Source organism: Flavobacterium sp. PMTSA4, assembly GCF_032098525.1.
In the GTDB taxonomy this organism is placed as follows: domain Bacteria; phylum Bacteroidota; class Bacteroidia; order Flavobacteriales; family Flavobacteriaceae; genus Flavobacterium; species Flavobacterium capsici.
This window is the reverse complement of the sequence record NZ_CP134890.1, coordinates 1302723-1321637: the sequence shown is the minus strand read 5'-3', so window position 1 is coordinate 1321637 and position 18915 is coordinate 1302723. Positions and strand designations below refer to the sequence as shown.

The window sequence follows — 18915 nt, the reverse complement described above, 5'->3', positions numbered from 1 at the left end:
TTATATTTTTGAAATAAACTGATTAATTGTCTTCAGTGTAGCTTCAAAGGATTCTTTATATTTTGTTTTGCCTTTTTTCAGATATTCTTCATACTTATCGGCCATGTAGTAGTCATCTTCGAGCCCTACAATTGCTATTTTATGTTTAAGTTTATGAACACTATTAGCTGTTGTCTCCAAGTTATTGGAAAGGAGGTTTTGAAAATATTCTTCAGTTTCGATTGGAAATTCATATTTTAATACTTTAATAAATTTTTCTTTTATTTTTTCATCACCTTGAGATAATTTTTCGAAGTATTCTATGTTAGGCTGTTGCATGATTTTTTAGGTAGTTTAATAAAAAATGTTGTTCCTTCGCCCATTTTACTAGTTATCCATACTTTTCCATTAAAGGAGTTTACTATTCTTTTTACAATTGAAAGTCCTATACCAGAGGCTTTTTCATCATTTGAATATGATTGAAAAAGATCAAATATTTTGGCGTGGTATTTTTCTTCAATCCCAGGTCCATTATCATCAATTGAAAAAACATAACTGTTTTCGGTTTCTGAAAAAGATATTTTTACTAAACCTTTTTCTTTGTCGTTGTAGCTAACTGCATTACTAATTATATTTTGAAATAGTTGTTGTATTTTAAAACTATCGGTTCTTAAAATTGGTAGTTTGTTTTCAATAATTATTCTAATATTTGAAGGAAGATGAATAATATCAATTATGTTTTCTATTACTTCATTTAGATTTATATCTTCATTAATTTGATTGGTTGAATCTAGTTTTGAATAGGTCAAAATTCCTTGAATTAAATTATCCATTTTTTCAACTTTATCCTCGATAAGTTTAAAATACTCTAATGTGTCTTCATTAAATTTTGTGTCATTATCTTCTTTTATCCAAGTAATTAGAGCATGTATACTTCTAAGAGGTGCTTTTAAATCATGAGACACCATATGAGCATACTCATTAAGTTGCTTATTTTGTATCTCTAATTTATTTAACAATTTTTCTTTGTGTAATTCAAGCTTTTTTTGTTCGGATATGTCTAAATGGATTCCGATTGAACCTATAATTTCTCCATTTACATTATAACTAGGAGTACTGCTTACTAACCAATACTTTTTTTCGCCTGCTTTATTGGATACTACAATTTCGTAAGAGCTTGTTGCGTTTATTGCTCTGTCAATCACTTTTTCATTAAATAATAAATCGCCGTTTTCATTTAGATATAGTTCGGTTGATTTTTTACCTATAAGTTCTTCATAAGCAAAACCGCTCATGTTTATGAAGGATTGATTAACCAGTTGAATAGTATCATTATTATCAACTTCTAAAAGTCCCATATTCATGTTTGCGACTATATTACTGTACTTTTCTTTTTCGGCAATTAGACCTTCTCTGTACTTCATCTTGAACGTTATGTCTTCATAACTCCATAGATATCCGTCTATTTTTTCGCCATTTAAAATAACCGTATAATTAAGTTCTACTATTCTTCCATCATTCAATTCTATAACTTCTCCATATACATTTTCTTTATTTTTAATGATTTCTTGAGAGCGTAACAGAAATTCTTGAGGCTTTTTGAAGAAATCTTTAATGGCAATGTTTACTGATTCGGCATCAAGTTCTTTCAACAAATTAGGATCAGCTTCAATTCCAAATAGTGAACAAAATTCAGGGTTTACTAAAAGGATTTTACGGTTGATGCCTTCAAAGAGAATACCTGAATGAAGGTTAGTTATTAGTGAGTTGAGTCTGTTTTCAGATTCAATTAATTGTTGATTATATTCAATTTCGAATGAAATATCTTCTTGAATGATAAAGTACTTTATTACATTGCCATACTGATCATGTATTGCTTGACCTTGTATTCTTGCCCAATATTTTTTCTTAGACTTAGTGTAATTTACAATTTCACAATGAAGAGGTAAACCGTGTTTAATTTGTTCTTCAATGTAATTGACAGTTTTTGGGTCTGTTTCTAAACCACTTAAAAGAGTGAATGATTTTTTTCCTATTGCTTCATCTAAAGAGAACTCATTTAGTTCTAAAAAACTAATGTTTACCCATTCTATTATTCCGTCTTTATCTAATATTGAAACGGGATTGATATTTATTTCGGCAATTGAAGACAATGTTTGCAATTGTTCTTCTTTGTCTTTCATACAAGTGATGTCCTCAATTATTGCGAAATATTGAACAATTTCTCCATAATCATCAAAAATAGGTTGCCCGGTTATCTTGACAAAAAAGTCACCGTCCATTTTGTTGTGGTAAACAAACTGCAAATCAAAAGAATTTTCATTGTAAAAAGCATCAACCATTTTACAAATTTCACTTTTATTTAAAAGTTTATTACGACCGAACTCGACCAATGAAACGCCTAAAATTTCATCACTAGAAAGTCCTGTTAAATTGGCAAATGATTCATTATGCCAAAATATATCTCCCTGAGGACTAGTAAATACAACTCCATTTTTATTTGCACTAGCCACGAGTGAGAGTTTTTGAAGTTCTTCTTGGTCAATTTTTAGTTTTAAATTCTGTTTGTCAACAGTTTCGATTAATTTTTTTAATTCTTCATTATTTGTTTTCTGAGTATTGAAAAATTGAAGAACATCCTGAATGGGATCATGAAATGCAAAATCTTCAATTTCAAGATTGTTTGTTTTTAATTCTTCATATGAGGTAAGCCAAGGTGAGCCTAAAAAAATAAAAAAATTTTCTTTTTTTTCTATTTGACCTCTCAATATTAAATTATTTTTTCCCACTGGTGAAAACACTAACGATCGATTGCATAAAGAATCAAAATCATTAACATCTATTTTATCTTTATAGGGTTTTATAACAGAAAAATATTCGGTAAAAGATTTATTTAATCGAAGGTCGGGTAACATTTTTAAAATACTTTTTCCTGCTTCTATGATCATTAAATTTTCATCTAATAAAATATAGAATGGAAAAATGTTGTTTATGTTAGAATTGTCTAACTTAAAATTTAAATTAAGGTCACTGATGGAGTTTTTTATGCTAGTTGAATGGGGCATGTATATGATTGAAATTTGTTTTAAATGCTTTTATTTGCTAATGCTACTGGCAATTCACTCGTACACCAATAATCTAAAACTTTTCTAACTTTTAAGACGTAATCCTCATATTTCAGAGGTTTTACAAAATATCCTGCTATTCCTATTTTGTATAATTCCTGAATGTCTTTATCGTTAGACGAAGTTGTTAGTATGACTACGGGTATGTATTTTAAAATTTTATCATTTTTTAGAATGCTTAAAAATTCGATACCATTCATTTTAGGCATGTTTAAATCTAAAATAATAATGTTAGGTTTACAAGTTTGTTCTGCTAAGATTGTTAGAGCCGTTTCGCCATTTTTTGCTTCTAAGAGTTGGTGATTTCCCTCCAATAACTGAATAACTCTTTTGAATTTCATAACTTCAATTGTGTCGTCTTCAATAAGTAATATTTTAAGCGTCTTGTTTGTCATGTCAAGCATTTAATGATTGTAAACAAAAATATTTTTAACTAGTTAACACATAACTATATTTCGATTATTGGTAAATAATCGAGGTTGAATGGCGTATAAGTGTCGTTGAATTACATTCCTAAAAACGCTTTTTTTTCTAATTAATGATAAATAAATCATCAATAATTCTAAAAAAAAAGCTAATAGTAATTCTTTTAAAAACAAAGGAAAACAGATGATTTGGGGTCAACTGTAGATTTGGCAAAACTATAAATTTTAAATAAAAAACCAAGTTATTTTTATTTTTTTTTAGTTCACCCTTATTACGGTTTTTTTATATTTTTTTTGATTCGTCTATATAAAAACGATATTCATCTATAGATGATTGTTTTTTGTCTAAAATCTGAAAAATTACTTGTCTTTGCGATTACGTTTGTAACTAACAATTTATGTTGAAGTGAAGCGTAATGTCTAATTAAAATTTATAGAGCATGCAAAGAATTTTATTTAAAAGTTTAAAATGTGGATTATTTATTTTCTTAATTACAGGAATAAATTTTAACTCGAATGCTAAATCAATTTTATATAGTACTCCTATATCCAAATCTGAAGGGATTAAAGCATTTGATTTTTTGTTATTCAATAGTAGTGGAGATGGTGGTATAGTTAATTCTAATCAACAGATATGTGCTGGAACGGCTCCAAACGATTTAACTTTAGCGAGTTATAATGGTACTATATTGTACTGGGAGCGCTCTGATGATGCAGGGTTTTCTTCACCAACAAGTATTGCAAATACTTCATCGGTTTTGTTGGGAACAGAGATTGGCAATTTAGAATCTACTACTTATTTTAGAGCAGTAGTTGAAGCACCCGATTTTAGTATTGTCTATTCGGAATATGCAATTATAAGTATTACCAGTACTACGTGGAATGGTTCGACCTGGAGTAATGGATATCCAACGTCTACGACAGCAGCTGTTATTTCGGCAGATTTTACCACATCTGGAAATAGTTTTTCGGCTTGCACATTAACTGTAAACAATAATGCTATTGTTATTATATCATCGGGAGATGATGTTACTCTTGAAGGCGGACTGACAATTGAAACTGGTAGTTCGTTTACTCTTGAAAATAATGCTACTTTATTTCAAATTCAAAATCAAAGTATGAATGTAGGTACAATAAGCATTAATAGAGATAGTTCTTCTCTTAAGCGACTAGATTATACATTATGGTCTTCTCCAGTTGAATCTCAAAATTTATTTAATTTTTCACCTTATACAATGGCAAACAGGTTTTATAGTTATAACTCTGATACCAATTTGTATAATGTGATTAGTAGCCCAGAGACGACTGTATTTGACATTGCAAAAGGTTATTTGATACGAATGCCAAACAATCATCCAAGTGAACCAACAGTATGGACTGGTACATTTAGTGGAGTTCCAAATAATGGGGACTACTATTATACTTTTTTTGATGGGGGAGTTGGCCAGCGTTTTAATCTCATAGGTAACCCTTATCCCTCGCCAATAGATGCTTTAAGTTTTATTGATAATGCAGATAATAGTAATAGCATTACAGGTACTCTTTACTTTTGGAGGAAATCAAACGGTAGTTCAAGTCCGAGTTATTGCACCTGGTCTAGTTTAGGCTTTGTTGGTAATGGAGAACCAGAAGTATATGATCCGAATGGGGTTATACAAGTTGGTCAAGGATTTCTTGTAGAGGGAACTGGTGTTTCTAATGTTGTTCATTTTACTAATGAAATGAGGACTAATAATCATGCCAATCAATTTTTTAAGGTAACTAATACTATTGAGAAAAAACGATTTTGGTTAAACGCCATAGGCAATAATGGTGCTTTTTCTCAAACGATGATTGGCTATATGACTGGTGCTTCGAATGGTGTTGATGCTAGAATTGATGCAAAGTATATCAATGATGGTTCTATTGCATTGGCTTCGATGATTGAAGATACCCCATATGCCATACAAGGTAGAGGCTTACCTTTTGATTCTAGTGATATCGTACGTTTAAGTTTTAGTGCTACGAACTCGGGTAATTATTCTATAGTTATTGATCATTCTGATGATTTTTTTGCGAATGGACAACCTGTTTATCTTCGTGATTTAACAACTGGTACTATACATGACCTTAGTTTGGGTGCTTATAATTTTTCGTTCACTGCTGGAACTTCGTCAGATCGTTTTGAAATTATGTATCAGTTGCCACAAAATTTAGATATTCCTGTTTTTAATGCCAGTCAAGTTATTATTTATAAAAATTTAGATTCGGGTTTTGTTGTTGATGCCGGAAATACACTACTTAAGGATATAAAAGTATTTGATATTAGCGGTAGATTGTTGTATGAACAAAAAGATATTAATAAAAATGAAACTGTTGTTAACCAAAATTTATTAAATGATGTTCTTCTTGTTCAGATTACTTCCATAGATGGTGTAATGGTTACCAAGAAAATGATTTACTAGTTTTTTTGATGGCAACATTTTAAAGTCAAAACAAAACAAAAAAAGCACTCTATTTTAGAGTGCTTTTTAGCTTATTACATGAATATACATTCTCATTTTAGCAAAGATTTATTTAAATGCCACATAGCTTTTGCGGCTTGGAGAAGTAGCAGCAAGTTAAAGAATAAATGTAATAAGAAATTATTGATGTTCAGCCTATTTTTCATGAAAGACAAACGAGCTATTGCTGCAAATGGTTGTTAGCAACAGTTATTCTTAGTTTGTCCACGGTTCTATCAAGTTCGCATTCACGAATTTTTTACCATCAAAAATGCATATACCTTGCCAAGTAGTAAACCAAAGTTGTCCTTTGTTATCTTCAAAGATACATTGAACTCCATTTGTAGTTAACCCGTTTTCAGTAGTGTATAAAGTGAATTTTGCTCCATCGTATTTATAAACTCCAACATTTTCTGCGGTAAACCATATATTCCCTTTGCTGTCTTCATAAAAACTTGCCGTTTCAATGCCTTCAACAATTCCGTCTTTTGTATAATTTATAAAATTGGTACCATCAAATTTACTTACACCGCCAAAATAGGAGCTAATCCAAAGATTTCCTTTTTTGTCTTCTAAAGCAAAAGCAGCATTGTTATCGGTAAGTCCATTTTCTGTTGTAAAATGCATAAATTCTCCATTTCTGTATTTGAAAACCCCATTTCCATCGTTGTTAATCCATATGTTTCCAACTTTATCCTCTAAAAAACTTGGAATTCTTTTTATAGAAAGAATGGGTTCTGGATTTTTGACTGTTTTATTTGGCAATACAAAGGGTGTAAATTTTTCTCCATCAAAATGACAAACTCCTTCCATTGTTCCAACCCAAAATAACCCATTTTTATCAATTATTAATCCCCAAATTTCTTCATCATTGCCTAGTAGTCCTTCTTTTTTTGAATAGGTGCTAAACTTCTCCCCATCGTATTTTATGAGTCCATCAGATGTTCCAAACCATACATTTCCTGTTTTATCTTCTACAATTTCTAAAACCCTCATCCCTGGATGTACTCCTTTGATTGTGATTGTTTGGAGTTTTTGTCCATCATAGCGGATAATTCCATTTCCGTTTGTTCCAAACCAATAGTTGCCTTTCTTATCTTGATGCATGGTTCTAACAAATTCACGAACCATTCCATTTAAGTTCGTATGAATTTGAGGGAATGTTGTGTTTTGCCTTATAATTAATGGTTGGGTATTTATTATATTTTCTGTACTATCATTTGCCGGTTTCTCTTTCACTTGTCCTGTGCAAGATGAGATATGAAGTGTCAGAAGTATCAAAATTATATTTCTTAGGATAATTGTTTTCTTAATTTCGATTTTTGTCATATTCTGATTTTTATAATTGTTGCTACTGTTCCGCGGCTAGGTGCAGCAACTGCAAGTTAAAGAAAAATGCTGTAAGAAATGCTGATGTTCAGCGTATTTTACAAGAAAGATAAACGAGCTATTGCGCCAAACGGCTGTTAGTGGCTTGCGACTTAAAATGCAATATCATTTTGACTATAGCCATTGATATAACTAATGATAGATAATTGTTTAAGATAACAAGTAATACTATAATTTGTTCCGCCGATTTTATCTCAGTATTCGAATCAAATAAAATTAAAAGAAAAGTCGTGTCTATCATTAGATATGTTAAGCATTCCATAATAGCAACAAAAAATGCGAAAAAAAATAAAGTTGACCAATTATCAATTTTAATTATTTTATTGATTATGTGAACAAACATCAATACAAATAGAATCGTTCCAAATGGCAAAAAAAAGAACCCAAGTAAATCATCTAATTTAAAAGGTTTTGTAAAATAGATTAATCCAAAGTTTATAATTGTGTGAATCGCTATATATAAAACGCAGGAATAACCAATTTGTTGCTTAGTAATTGATAAAATCATCTTTGTTAATATGGTTTCTTTTTAAACATAAGTGAAGCTTGCTACTAAGATGTGACTGCAAGTTAAAGAAAATTTAATAGGAAGGTTGTATTTGTATCTAATAAGTTGGTTTATTCTTTTCTTTCTTCGTTGTTGATTCTTTTCCAGCCGGCTTCGATTAATTCGAAAGTTTTTCCGTTGAAGATGTATTGGCATTTGCAATTTATGGAATAGTCTTTTTCTACTGATTCTTCGTAGTAGATTTTATCTTCGTTGAGTATTTCTTCGCATATGCAATTGCGTGTTAGGTCGTCGAGGTGATAATCAACGGTTATTGTTTTGGTTTCGTTGTCGTAAATTACGCCTTCACTCCAGCCTCTGTTTTCAACTACATAGATGAAATCTTCTTTGGGTTTATTATCGCTAAATGAGATTAACCGAACAGATGTTTGTACACAAGTATTACAACCTATTACGCTACCCGTTAGTACATATTTTGTTCCTTCGGTGGTGTTGAGTGTGTAGATTGCATTATATCCGTCGGGAGCGAAAAAGGATTGGAAATCGCTGTCAGTGATTGAATCGGTTGGGGTAAAATCGGAATAGTACATTAACGAGATACGGGAACGATAGGAACCGCCTGTTTTTTCGTCGAATGTGAAGTTGTATAGTTTGTTGTCGTCTGATTTTATAATTGATAGATCGGTTGGTTCTAATAGTTTAATGATATCGTTTTTTTTAAAATCGGGATGTTTTACTAGCTGGTATATTTGGTTAATTATTTTGTCCTGTAAGTAATTCATCAGTATATTTCCATCTACTGAATCTTTGTATTTTAACGGGGTGTTATCAAACTCTTCGGAATTTTTTAAATAATCCATGATTTGTTTGTTGGTTACCTTAAAACTTGAAAGTGCGTAATAGCTGTCGAAAGGTGAAACTCTTGTATACTGGTCTAAGTAATAGTTTGTTTCTTTAATTACCTTATTGAAAGGTGGTGCTTTTTTTTGTGCTAATGCTAAAAATGGAATGAGCAACAGCGTTACAAGTGTTTTCATTTGCAGGGTTTATTATATAAATGTAGCAAACTTTTTGATTTTGTGTTTATTGATGGGGTTTTTTGGAAACGCGAAGTCAGGAGACTTTTGGAGCTTGGACAAAACCAGCTATTACGCCAAACGGCTGTTATAAGCTGGCTTTTGAACTTCCGTCATCATTTATAAATTTAAACTCATAATTTCCCGTTAACATTTTTCCGCCCATTTCTTTAAAAGTACCAAACATTCCTCTCCAATCTTCGATATCATTTTCTTTTTCAGTATCCCAACGAATTATGCCGTATTGATTAAATTCTTCAAGATTTGATGTTATTACAATTCCATATTCTCCGCTTAAGGAAACTTTCATTCCCAAATGAAAATCTGTAGCCATTTCAAGTTTGTTTTAATTATTCTTTTTTGCCCAAATTCTCTCCATAACCATTTTTGTTTTGAAGTCATTATAAAACAGGTCGATGCGTTTTAAATCTTTAGTGCTTATTTCTCCACTAATAAATTCTCCATTTTCTATTTTAAATTTTGCATTAACACGGTTGTCATTTGTTTTTACATGAAAATGTGGAGGATTATGGTCGTTAGAGTAGATTATAACTTGCATTCCATTTACTGTTCCAACTCGCTCTCTTGTTTCGTAGCCAGGAATGTAGCTTTCTATAGAATCTCTGCTAAAATAATAATTCATTATTTCAGATAAAATTCTTTCAAATGATGAGAAATTGTTATTTGTTTCCAATTTAGTTTATATGTGTTTAAAATTTGCTGGTAACGTTTCACGGCTTCACGCATAAGCGGAACCATTATAGTTAGTTGTAAATATATACAATCTTACTTTTAAGTAATTTCCAAATAAGATAGACAAAACCTGTAACAGCTCGAAACCGCTGTTAGCCGTTCGGTTTTTTTACCTCAATCTTTGTAGGTTCTTTTTGTTTTTCTTCAGCTTGATTTCCACTTTTGTATTTCTGGTAAATCATTGCCGCAAAAAAACCGATTAAACCGATAGTAACATATTTTAAAACCTCCATTTTCAAATCTTTTGATTGAATCAAGTATTTTTTAAGCTGCCATTGAAGTTTGAAATATTCAAACCAACTTATGTCTAAATATGTTATATGTACTTCTTTGTTGATTGACTTTTTGATGAAATATTTACAAAACTTGTTTGATGAATCTTGCTTGTAAGTTCTTAATATTTCAATATTGTCGGCCAATTCAGAATTATTTTCAAATGGAGTTATTCCTTTAAAGAATTCCATTTCTACTTCTTGAATTTTACCATGTTTAAATAGTAAATTACAAGTTACTAATTCTGAAGATTTATGTTTGATATATGCTTTTACCCACATGGTTTCTATTTAAGGATTCAAAACTGATGGCTAACGTTCCGCGGCTTTCCGTCAGAGGCTGGAATTTAGCGGATTAATTGTAAAGATAGCAAAATGTTCGACTTTGGATTTTCTGGCTAAGGAAAATCGGATTGAGCTATTACGGCAAGCCGCTGTTAGCAGAGGTTTTTGACTCTAAAGTATTTACTTTTTTTATCAAAATTGAGTTTTCAATTTTAAGGGTATCAATAGATTTAATGTTATCCTTAATTTTCTCTTCTAATTCTGCTTGTTTGTTATTGTCTTTATTACTGAAGTAAATTGAAATTAGAATGGCGATTAGAGATAAAATATGCGGAACCCATTTTGTTCTCAAAAGCCACTTATTTAATTGAGTGTTTACTTTTAAATTTTCTAATTCGATATTCTCTTTAAGTTCTTTTTGATATTCTTTCTTCTCTAATTCTTCAAAAGTAGTAAAAGCCCATCCTTCTTTACTTAATCTATATCGTTGAGTTAAAGCCGTTCCTCCTTTAACTCTTTCTACTAATTTTAGATTGTCAATCATAAGCCCACCAACTGATAGACTTTGATTTCTGCTTTCGAATAAGCTGGTAAATTGATCAATTGACAAGATTCCATCTTTTTTTAATTTCATCTTTTCAATAATCTGTTCTATTAGCATTTTATGTTCTTTTGTCATAAGATGGAAGGTTGGTTAAAATCTCTGTCAACGTTTCGCGGCTTTACGCTGTTGAGGCAAGTTAAGAATAAATATAAGTAAGAAATTTTGAAGTTCAGCCTATTTTCCAAGAAAGATAAGCCAGCTATGGAGCAAAACCGCTGTTAGCTGCTGCCTTACTTGTCTTCAAGTTCTGGGCCTTCACCGTTTTGAAATTCTCTTATTAAATAGTCATAATCTTCTGTTCCTGTAACAAACTTCACAAAATATCCTATTTGATAGTTAAGATTTCTGTAGTTTTTTGTTGTATATGCTTTTAGTTTTATTTGATCGTAATGAAATGGAACTTGACTTGTTGATTTTTTTACTTCAATTATGCAAAGATTATGAGCATTACTTCCTCTTCTATGAATTATAATATCAGGGTAAACTAATCTTTCAATTAATTCTTTTTCAGCTTCATTTTCATTCTCTTTTGTTAAAAGATTATAATGTTGTAAATTTTGTCTCAAGGTTGAGATTCTTTTTCTACCTAATTCTCTTTCTTGATGATTTTCTCTATCAATGTCACCGTTATATTCACAATCTACATTATAATCTTTAAAAAGAGGTTGTAGATATTCAGCAAGCTTATGTGAAATACTTCTTTCACTTAAATCCTTTTTAAGTAACCAATTGTCGTCTCTCAACAAAATATTAATCGCTGATTCAACATTTTTAAGAATTATTTCATTTTCCATTTTGTTAAGTTTATTTGATCAAGTGTTAGAGTTTCGTCTGGTAAGGTTGCAGCTAACGTTTCGCGGCTTGGCGCAGTAGCGACTGCGTGGAACGATTATTTCTTGCTAAGATAAGATTTTCCAGCGGAAAATCGAACGTGATGTTTATTGTAAATTTAGCTATTGAGCCAAACCGCTGTTATAAGCTGTTTTTAACTTTTTTTCGGAAATGTTTTGGATAATTTAGATAATAATATTTCTTTAAATTTCTATTAAAATAATTTTCTAATTTTTTGACATTTTCAGAGTATTTATAAAATACGTTATAATAAGTTTTCATTTTTGATAAATCAAAATCAGCAGAATTAAAAGCGTAATCCTTTTCCAAAAACAGTGATTCTTTTAAACTAAATAAAATGACTTTCAATTCGTTATCAACATATTTTCCGGATTTTAATATTTTGTTGATGTTTTTTAAAATTGAATTTCGATTATATCTTAGATATTCAACGAAAGTATATTTTTCAAAATTGAAAATTTTCAAATCATCCAAATTCGACTTATCGAGGAGTTTTTCAAATTCGTCTTTGGATGGATAATGTTTTTTCAATTTCCCATCCTTTTTTAAAATTTGAATTAAATGATCATTACGGCCTAAAATTAAAATTACTTTAAATGCAATGTAAGGAAGAATTGATTTTTTTTCTTCTCTTTCGACTAAGTAAACATTTATAAAATAAAAAAAATAACCAGCTATGTAAGACAAGCAGAAGTTGTCAATAACTTCTTCCAACTTATCTTCTTTACCTATAAAGAGTGATAATGTAGAAAATTTATAATCGACAAAGTTTATCCAAACAGTAATTGTCAGAGCAAGGAAAAATATTATTGTTAAACCTTTTATTTTCATCGTGAGGTAAATAGCTTATAACGGGATGGTCGCTTGACGAAGTTCCGAAAAAAAAGTGAGAGATTTAAAATTTATTTTAAATATCGGTAATCTTTTTTAGAGGAGCCAAATTTTGTCAAACGTCCAGTTAGACGTAGTCCGCAGACGTTAAAATTTGGTTAAGCGACCATCCCGTTGAGACGCAATACGGAAAAGGAGCGAGAGTTTGCCTTTGGCAAGCGTAGCTACTTTTCAAAAACGGATTGCGTCTCAACTTGTATATAAGCGAAATAAACTTTCGCCAATCTACCCATTTTTAGGTGTATATACGAAGGTTTGTTTCGTTTTATTTTACCAAAAGTAAACAATTGGTTTTTCATAAGAAAGGGGGATTTCCCCCTTTTTTTACGGGATTTCCCCCTAATTTTATCAAATGTAGCAAAAAGGTTTGGGGTAGAAATGTGGTTTTCCTCAATTTGGGGCGTTATTTTTTTGTTGTGTTTCTCCATAGTCTAATTCCTCCTTCGAACCAAGCGGCTGAGGAGGTGATTATATCAAGGTTTCCATCGTTATCAACGTCGTCTAGCGCTATAGTGTTTGTGTTTGAAATGGGGAAGTATGGTTTGACAGTAAAGCCTCCGTTTTGATTGTTTTCTAAACCGATGATAGCGTATTTATAGCTAAAGCCCAAATCTGGATTGTATCCTTCGGCTAGACCGTATTTGCTGCCAAGGCATATGAGGTCGTCGAAAGAATCGGCATTGATGTCTGCTATGCTTAGCATGTCTATTCCATAATCGACGGTTATGCTATTGGTTTGCCATTCGTTCTGGGGATTGTATTTTAGGTATTTTAGGCTGACACTGGATAGCATGACGCATTCGGGTGTGTTGTTATTATCTAAATTGGCTTTGTATATGCCTTTGATGAATCGTTCTGTGAACGGGCTTTGTTGTTTTGTAAAGTTATCGTTTCCTTCGTATTTGTACCAACTGCTTGAACCGTTATCTACTATATCTGGTGTGCCGTCTTGATTGACATCCCAGAGTGCGAGGCGTGGGAATGAATTGTTTACTTCGGTGATTGTTATTCTTTTTTTGTCGAAGTTTCCGTTGCCTGTGTTTTTGTAGATGTAGAATCCTCTTATATCGGGTTTCCAGTAGTTGACTATCAAATCGTTGTTGCCATCGTTATCGTAATCTAGGAATTCAAAATTTAAGAGGCGGTCTTTTTCATCGTGCAACATGGTGAACTGTTTGAACTGTAGATTGCCATCGTTTTTGAAATAGCCGAGTTTGCCATCGTTGCTATCGTTGGTAGATAGGATTAAATCTTCTTTTCCGTCGTTGTTTACATCTTTGGATTGAAGGTTTCTTATTTGGAATGGGCTTATTGCGAGTTCTTTTGCTTCGGAGTATTTTCCATTGCCTTCGTTGAGCAGGTAGAATAGCTCGTTGTTGTAATAGCCAACAATATCTTTTGTTCCGTTGTTGTTTAAATCTGTAAGGATGAATCCATTGCAGTTGGCGGTAGTCATCCAGGTGTTTTGTTCTTTTATCTGTCCGTTTTTATCTTGTAGCACCATGTTGTAACGATGTCTGATTTTTTTATTGTCGTCGTAATAAAAGAGGATGTCTTTAATTTTATCGCCATTAAAATCTTCGAAAATAAATTTTTGAGCGTCTTTACTGTTAGGAAGCAGGCTTTGCTGGCTTTTGATGAATTTATTGTTTCCGGTGTTTTTTGCCCAATGAATGGTTCTGTTTTGATTGGTTTGGGATATGTATGCTATGTCTAAATTGCCATCTGAATCAAAATCGGCTAACTCGAATTCTTCTAAATCGAGTTGTGTTGCCAGTACGTTAGTTTTGCCAAGTCCGCCTTTGCTGTTGCGTTCTATCCAATAAATAGCCTGATTGGGATATCTGTAATAGTATACTAAATCCTTATCGCCATCTTTGTCGATGTCGACCAATGTTAATTTATCAATGCCTTCTGTAATTAATTCTATAGTAGCCGTAACTACATATTTATTGTCTTTGAAAGTATAGGCTTTTAGCGATTTTTTTTCATCCTTTTTGTCTGAATAATTATAGACTAATAGTTCTTGTATACCATCTTTATTAATGTCGAGGCCTAAGACTACATGGAGTTTTGGGAATTGATTGCTGAATTCTCTGGAATAGGCGAACTGCAGGTTTTTATCTGCTATGTATGCCGCTGGTCCTCCTAAAAGTCCTGAAATGATGATGTCGCAAATGCCATCGGAATTTGCATCGAAGAGGTATACTTTTGCATATTCGGAAGGCATATAATTCACTTTTCCTTTTTGTTGCTTCTTGACAAAGCCCTTTTTTTCATTTATTAAAATGTCTATATCGCCGTTTTTATATAATACTACTAAATCCTTGTCTTTATCGTTGTCTATGTCTTCGATGGCAAAGCTTTCGTATTGTTTATTTGGGTCGCTTAGTTCAATTATTTTTTGTTTTTTTCCGGTGCCATCATTCAAATAGAGATAGGGAAAGGAGAGCACATCCAGGTCGCCATCATTGTCGGCATCAAAGGCTTTGAGGTCGCCAGTAAAATTGTGTCCGTTGATTGTTTTTCCTGTGTCGAAGGTTTGAGCTGAACTGTAGAAAATAGTTAGTGCAAAGACTAAAAATGAGGCTAATGGTTTGAAAGTATTTTGACTGGATGGTTTCATGTTTTTTTTAATTGATTAAAGGCAATTTAGGGAAAATAATGTTATGAAAATTAATAATGATAATTTCCTTTGAAAGTTAGTTTGCGTGGGAATAGCGAACGTACATGAGTTGGAACGATGTCTGTGTGTGTTGGAAACTTATCGATTGAAGTTGGAACGATGTCTGCGCGTTTTGGAAACGTATCGTTGTTGATTGGAAACGTATCGTTGTTGGTTGGAAACGTATCGTTGTTAGTTGGAAGCGTATCGTTTTGTTTTGGAAGCGTATCGTTGTTGGTTGGAAGCGTAATGGTGTGTTTTGGAAGCGTACTTACGTTGGTTGGAATGCGAACTGCATGAATGGAAATGCCTCTCTATTGTATTGAAAGCGGAGTTACATGAGTAGAATGGAAAACGACATGAGTAGAATGGAGAATGACAGGCGTTGGAAGGAAACGTACATGAGTTGGAATGAAACGTACATGGGTTGGAAGGGAACGTACATGCGTTGGAAAGGAACGTTCATGGGTTGGAAAGGAACTTACATGGGTTGGAAAAGGTGGGATGGATGGTTTTAGTATTGGTAGAGGAGCAAACCACAATCCTTAATTATTAGTGCTCCTAAGTTTTACCAATTAAATAAAATATACTACTTTTACATCCCAAACAACACTACTATGGGACAAAAAATATTGCTCACTTCCAAAGAAGTCAATATCATACTCCACCGTTTGGCGTGTCAATTAATAGAAAATCACAACGACTTTTCGAACTCCGTACTTATTGGTATTCAGCCAAGAGGCGTTTTTTTGGCAGAGCGAATAAAATCCATATTAGAGAACAGCTATAACATCAACAACGTATCACTGGGTTTCCTCGACATCACTTTCTTTAGAGACGATTTCAGAAGAGGCGAAAGAGTGCTGGAGGCCAACAAAACCAAAATAGACTTTCTGGTAGAGGACAAAAAAGTAGTGTTTGTAGACGATGTGTTGTTTACCGGTAGAAGCATCCGCTCGGCGCTAACCGCCATTCAATCCTTTGGCAGGCCATCCAATATTGAGCTACTGGTGCTGATAGACCGAAGATTCAGCCGACAATTACCCATTCAACCCGATTATCGCGGACGACAAGTAGACGTAATAGGCGAGGAGAAAGTAAAAGTGTGCTGGCAGGAAAACGAAGGCGAAGATGCGGTATATTTAAAAGAAAAAGATAACTAAAAATAAAGAACGTTGGAATTATCAGTCAATCATTTGCTAGGCATAAAATATCTAAAACCAGATGATATTCAATTAATTTTTGAAACGGCCGACCATTTTAAAGAAGTTATCAACCGCCCAATTAAAAAAGTACCTTCGCTACGCGACATTACCATTGCCAACATCTTTTTTGAAAACAGTACGAGAACCAAACTTTCCTTTGAGCTTGCCCAAAAAAGACTCTCAGCCGACGTAATCAGCTTCTCGGCGGCGCAATCATCGGTTAAAAAAGGGGAAACACTAATCGATACCGTAAATAACATCCTATCGATGAAAGTAGATATGGTAGTAATGCGCCATGCGAATCCTGGTGCTGCCTATTTTCTTTCGCAAAACGTAAAAGCAAGCATCATCAACGCTGGCGACGGAGCACACGAGCATCCCACACAAGGATTGCTTGACAGTTACTCTATCAGAGAGAAACTGGGCGATGTAGCGGGGAAAAAAGTGGTGATTGTTGGGGATATTCTACACTCAAGAGTAGCACTATCAAACATCTATGCACTGCAAATGCAAGGCGCGGAGGTGAAAGTATGCGGACCAAAGACTTTGATTCCAAAATATATTGAAAGCCTTGGGGTAACGGTAGAACCAAACCTGAGAAAAGCACTGGAATGGTGTGATGTTGCCAATATGCTTCGCGTGCAAAACGAACGAATGGATGTGAACTATTTTCCATCTACCCGCGAGTATGCACAACAGTATGGTGTAGACAAAGCGCTACTGGATTCGCTAAACAAAGAAATCGTAATCATGCACCCAGGACCAATAAACCGCGGTGTTGAAATAACCTCAGACGTAGCCGACTCAAAACAATCGGTGATTCTTAATCAGGTGGAGAATGGAGTAGCGGTTAGAATGGCCGTTATCTACCTATTGGCTTCTAAGATTCAATAAAAAAAGCGGCATTTTAAAATACCGCTTCTACTTTATATCCTTTTTGTTGGAGTAGTTTGATGACTCCTTTTTGTCCGCCAAGATGTGCTGCGCCAACACCAAAGAAGGTTGGTTTATCTTTTGCAATTTTTTCTATTCGTTCAATCCAATTACTATTTCGATTGTTCAACAGTTCGTCCATAAAACCCGATGTTAATTCGTTATCTGATTTTTCGGTGTATTTTATCAAAGCTTCAACGTCTTCGGTCTTATAAAGGTCGAGCATTTCCTGTAGTTCTTTTTTATCGCGGTCTAAATCGCTTTTTGCGGTTTTAATCAGCTCGTTCACCTGTGTTTGATAGGGAATAGCATCAAAAACGGCTAATTGCTCGGAGAAGGTTTCCAGTCCGATGGTTTCCTCATTTTGAGCTTTCGCTACCTTCATTAACTCGGTTTCGTAGGATTGCATCGGGCAATCTAACATTTTAGGATACAGCATTGCACTCAAAGCAAATGGTTTAACGGTATTCATCATTTTCAACGAAAACCCCGATTGTTTTTTGAAGAAATCATCAACCAGTTTAAAGTCTTCTGCACTCATCAGGCTTTGAATGGTTACTCCGTCTCTCATCATCATTTTGCTCATCATTTCAAGCTGCATGTTTGGGTCGTCCATGTCTAACTCCAGACACAATTGCTCGGTTTTGTCTAAAGCGGTTAACACTTTTTTAGGCAAAGATGCATCACACGATATGTGAATGGTTCCAAACAAATAAGATTCTTTGGTTAAACCATTACCCGATATTTTCCACAAAAGGGATTTCTTTTCTGTTTGACCATTACTAAATGAAGCAAGTAGTAAACTAAGTAATAGGGCTAGTTTTTTCATGTTAGATTTCGGAGTTTTCTAGTACTTTGTAGTTGGATTTTAATCTTCTGAGAAGAATTCCGTATAATAATTTGTAGAACAACCAGAATAGAAAAACGAAAATTATTGTTGCGAGTGTTAAGATGCAAATGATTTTTACAAGTATTCCGTTGCTGGCATCGTTGGCTATTTTATCTTTAACAGCTGTTAATTTTGGATTATAAAGTAACCCCATAATAAAGCCTAAAACCATGCTCACCACAATCATTCCCAGATTATACCACACATAGTAGTTTACCGTTTTACGGGTTCTAAGAATGTCTTTCATCAACTGTTTGGTAGATGATGTGGTCGATATTTTCACGTAGTTTTGGTAAAACTTATAGATGAAAAATAATACTACTACATAGTTTATATAGGTTAATGACTCAACATAAACCATCATTTCCTCGGCGTGAATACTTTTAATATATTCATCGGTGTTGAAAAAGAAACCTATACCAGTCCAAACCATAAATTCAATGATACCAATAATCAGAATCCATTTTACAGTTGATGAAGAGTTTTTGTGCAACATCTTGTAAATATCTGTTTCCGAAACTTGGGTATAGTTTTGGTTTTCTTTTTTCCAATCTTTTTTTAATAAATCCAACTCATCCATA

The 18915-nt window shown here is 33.0% G+C and carries 19 protein-coding genes; 5 read left to right on the top strand and 14 right to left on the bottom strand.

Going from position 1 to position 18915, the window contains the following annotated elements:
- Genes RN605_RS06090 through RN605_RS06080 form a run of 3 tightly spaced genes read right to left on the bottom strand, consistent with a single transcriptional unit; the run spans position 1 to position 3499 of the window.
- Positions 1-318, bottom strand: a complete 318-nt coding sequence (locus RN605_RS06090) for an Hpt domain-containing protein (RefSeq protein WP_313323129.1) — start codon at positions 316-318, stop codon at positions 1-3.
- Complete coding sequence (locus RN605_RS06085; RefSeq protein ID WP_313323127.1) at positions 300-3044, bottom strand: PAS domain S-box protein; 2745 nt, start codon at positions 3042-3044, stop codon at positions 300-302. Before RN605_RS06085 ends, RN605_RS06090 begins: the two co-directional genes overlap by 19 nt.
- Positions 3045-3064: 20 nt before the next feature.
- Positions 3065-3499, bottom strand: a complete 435-nt coding sequence (locus RN605_RS06080; protein ID WP_313323125.1) for a response regulator — start codon at positions 3497-3499, stop codon at positions 3065-3067.
- A gap of 470 nt (positions 3500-3969) precedes the next feature.
- Here RN605_RS06080 and RN605_RS06075 point away from each other — a divergent pair, with 470 nt between their 5' ends.
- Positions 3970-5973 (top strand): hypothetical protein, encoded by a 2004-nt coding sequence (locus tag RN605_RS06075; protein WP_313323123.1) that lies wholly within the window; start codon positions 3970-3972, stop codon positions 5971-5973.
- Positions 5974-6228: 255 nt separating this feature from the next.
- On the opposite strand, the gene RN605_RS06070 is transcribed toward RN605_RS06075, so the two are convergent.
- The 9 genes from RN605_RS06070 to RN605_RS06030 all read right to left on the bottom strand — a co-directional run bounded on the left by RN605_RS06070 (position 6229) and on the right by RN605_RS06030 (position 15268).
- Complete coding sequence (locus RN605_RS06070) at positions 6229-7341, bottom strand: ligand-binding sensor domain-containing protein (protein ID WP_313323121.1); 1113 nt, start codon at positions 7339-7341, stop codon at positions 6229-6231.
- Between the two features lie 678 nt (positions 7342-8019).
- The gene (locus RN605_RS06065) at positions 8020-8946 is read right to left on the bottom strand and encodes a hypothetical protein (protein ID WP_313323119.1); all 927 of its coding nucleotides are present in this window, start codon (positions 8944-8946) and stop codon (positions 8020-8022) included.
- Between the two features lie 127 nt (positions 8947-9073).
- On the bottom strand, positions 9074-9319 hold the full coding sequence (locus RN605_RS06060; protein ID WP_313323117.1) for a hypothetical protein: 246 nt from the start codon (positions 9317-9319) through the stop codon (positions 9074-9076).
- A 12-nt stretch (positions 9320-9331) separates the two neighbouring features.
- Positions 9332-9679: a DUF4160 domain-containing protein gene (locus RN605_RS06055; RefSeq protein WP_313323116.1), complete on the bottom strand. Its 348-nt coding sequence runs from the start codon at positions 9677-9679 to the stop codon at positions 9332-9334.
- Positions 9680-9830: 151 nt separating this feature from the next.
- A complete protein-coding gene (locus RN605_RS06050) occupies positions 9831-10292 on the bottom strand; it encodes a hypothetical protein (RefSeq protein ID WP_313323114.1) in 462 nt (153 codons plus the stop codon).
- A gap of 139 nt (positions 10293-10431) precedes the next feature.
- On the bottom strand, positions 10432-10974 hold the full coding sequence (locus RN605_RS06045) for a hypothetical protein (RefSeq protein ID WP_313323112.1): 543 nt from the start codon (positions 10972-10974) through the stop codon (positions 10432-10434).
- A 155-nt stretch (positions 10975-11129) separates the two neighbouring features.
- A complete protein-coding gene (locus tag RN605_RS06040) occupies positions 11130-11693 on the bottom strand; it encodes a hypothetical protein (protein ID WP_313323110.1) in 564 nt (187 codons plus the stop codon).
- 178 nt (positions 11694-11871) lie between these two features.
- Positions 11872-12582 carry a hypothetical protein gene (locus tag RN605_RS06035; protein ID WP_313323108.1) on the bottom strand — a complete coding sequence of 237 codons (711 nt, stop codon included), beginning with the start codon at positions 12580-12582 and terminating at the stop codon, positions 11872-11874.
- A 463-nt stretch (positions 12583-13045) separates the two neighbouring features.
- Positions 13046-15268 carry an FG-GAP repeat domain-containing protein gene (locus RN605_RS06030; protein WP_313323106.1) on the bottom strand — a complete coding sequence of 741 codons (2223 nt, stop codon included), beginning with the start codon at positions 15266-15268 and terminating at the stop codon, positions 13046-13048.
- Positions 15269-15385: 117 nt separating this feature from the next.
- On the opposite strand from RN605_RS06030, the gene RN605_RS06025 reads away from it, so the two are divergent.
- From RN605_RS06025 to RN605_RS06010, 4 genes are all read left to right on the top strand, one after another.
- Positions 15386-15607, top strand: coding sequence for a hypothetical protein (locus RN605_RS06025; RefSeq protein WP_313323104.1), 222 nt, complete (start codon positions 15386-15388; stop codon positions 15605-15607).
- 38 nt (positions 15608-15645) lie between these two features.
- Positions 15646-15825 carry a hypothetical protein gene (locus tag RN605_RS06020; protein ID WP_313323103.1) on the top strand — a complete coding sequence of 60 codons (180 nt, stop codon included), beginning with the start codon at positions 15646-15648 and terminating at the stop codon, positions 15823-15825.
- A 99-nt stretch (positions 15826-15924) separates the two neighbouring features.
- The gene (gene pyrR, locus RN605_RS06015; protein ID WP_313323101.1) at positions 15925-16470 is read left to right on the top strand and encodes a bifunctional pyr operon transcriptional regulator/uracil phosphoribosyltransferase PyrR; all 546 of its coding nucleotides are present in this window, start codon (positions 15925-15927) and stop codon (positions 16468-16470) included.
- A 12-nt stretch (positions 16471-16482) separates the two neighbouring features.
- Complete coding sequence (locus RN605_RS06010) at positions 16483-17406, top strand: aspartate carbamoyltransferase catalytic subunit (RefSeq protein WP_313323099.1); 924 nt, start codon at positions 16483-16485, stop codon at positions 17404-17406.
- Positions 17407-17419: 13 nt separating this feature from the next.
- Here the strand turns inward: RN605_RS06010 and RN605_RS06005 are convergent, their stop codons facing one another.
- Positions 17420-18274 carry a TraB/GumN family protein gene (locus tag RN605_RS06005; RefSeq protein WP_313323097.1) on the bottom strand — a complete coding sequence of 285 codons (855 nt, stop codon included), beginning with the start codon at positions 18272-18274 and terminating at the stop codon, positions 17420-17422.
- Position 18275: 1 nt separating this feature from the next.
- Positions 18276-18914 (bottom strand): hypothetical protein, encoded by a 639-nt coding sequence (locus tag RN605_RS06000; RefSeq protein WP_313323095.1) that lies wholly within the window; start codon positions 18912-18914, stop codon positions 18276-18278.
- Between the last annotated feature and the right edge of the window lies 1 nt (position 18915).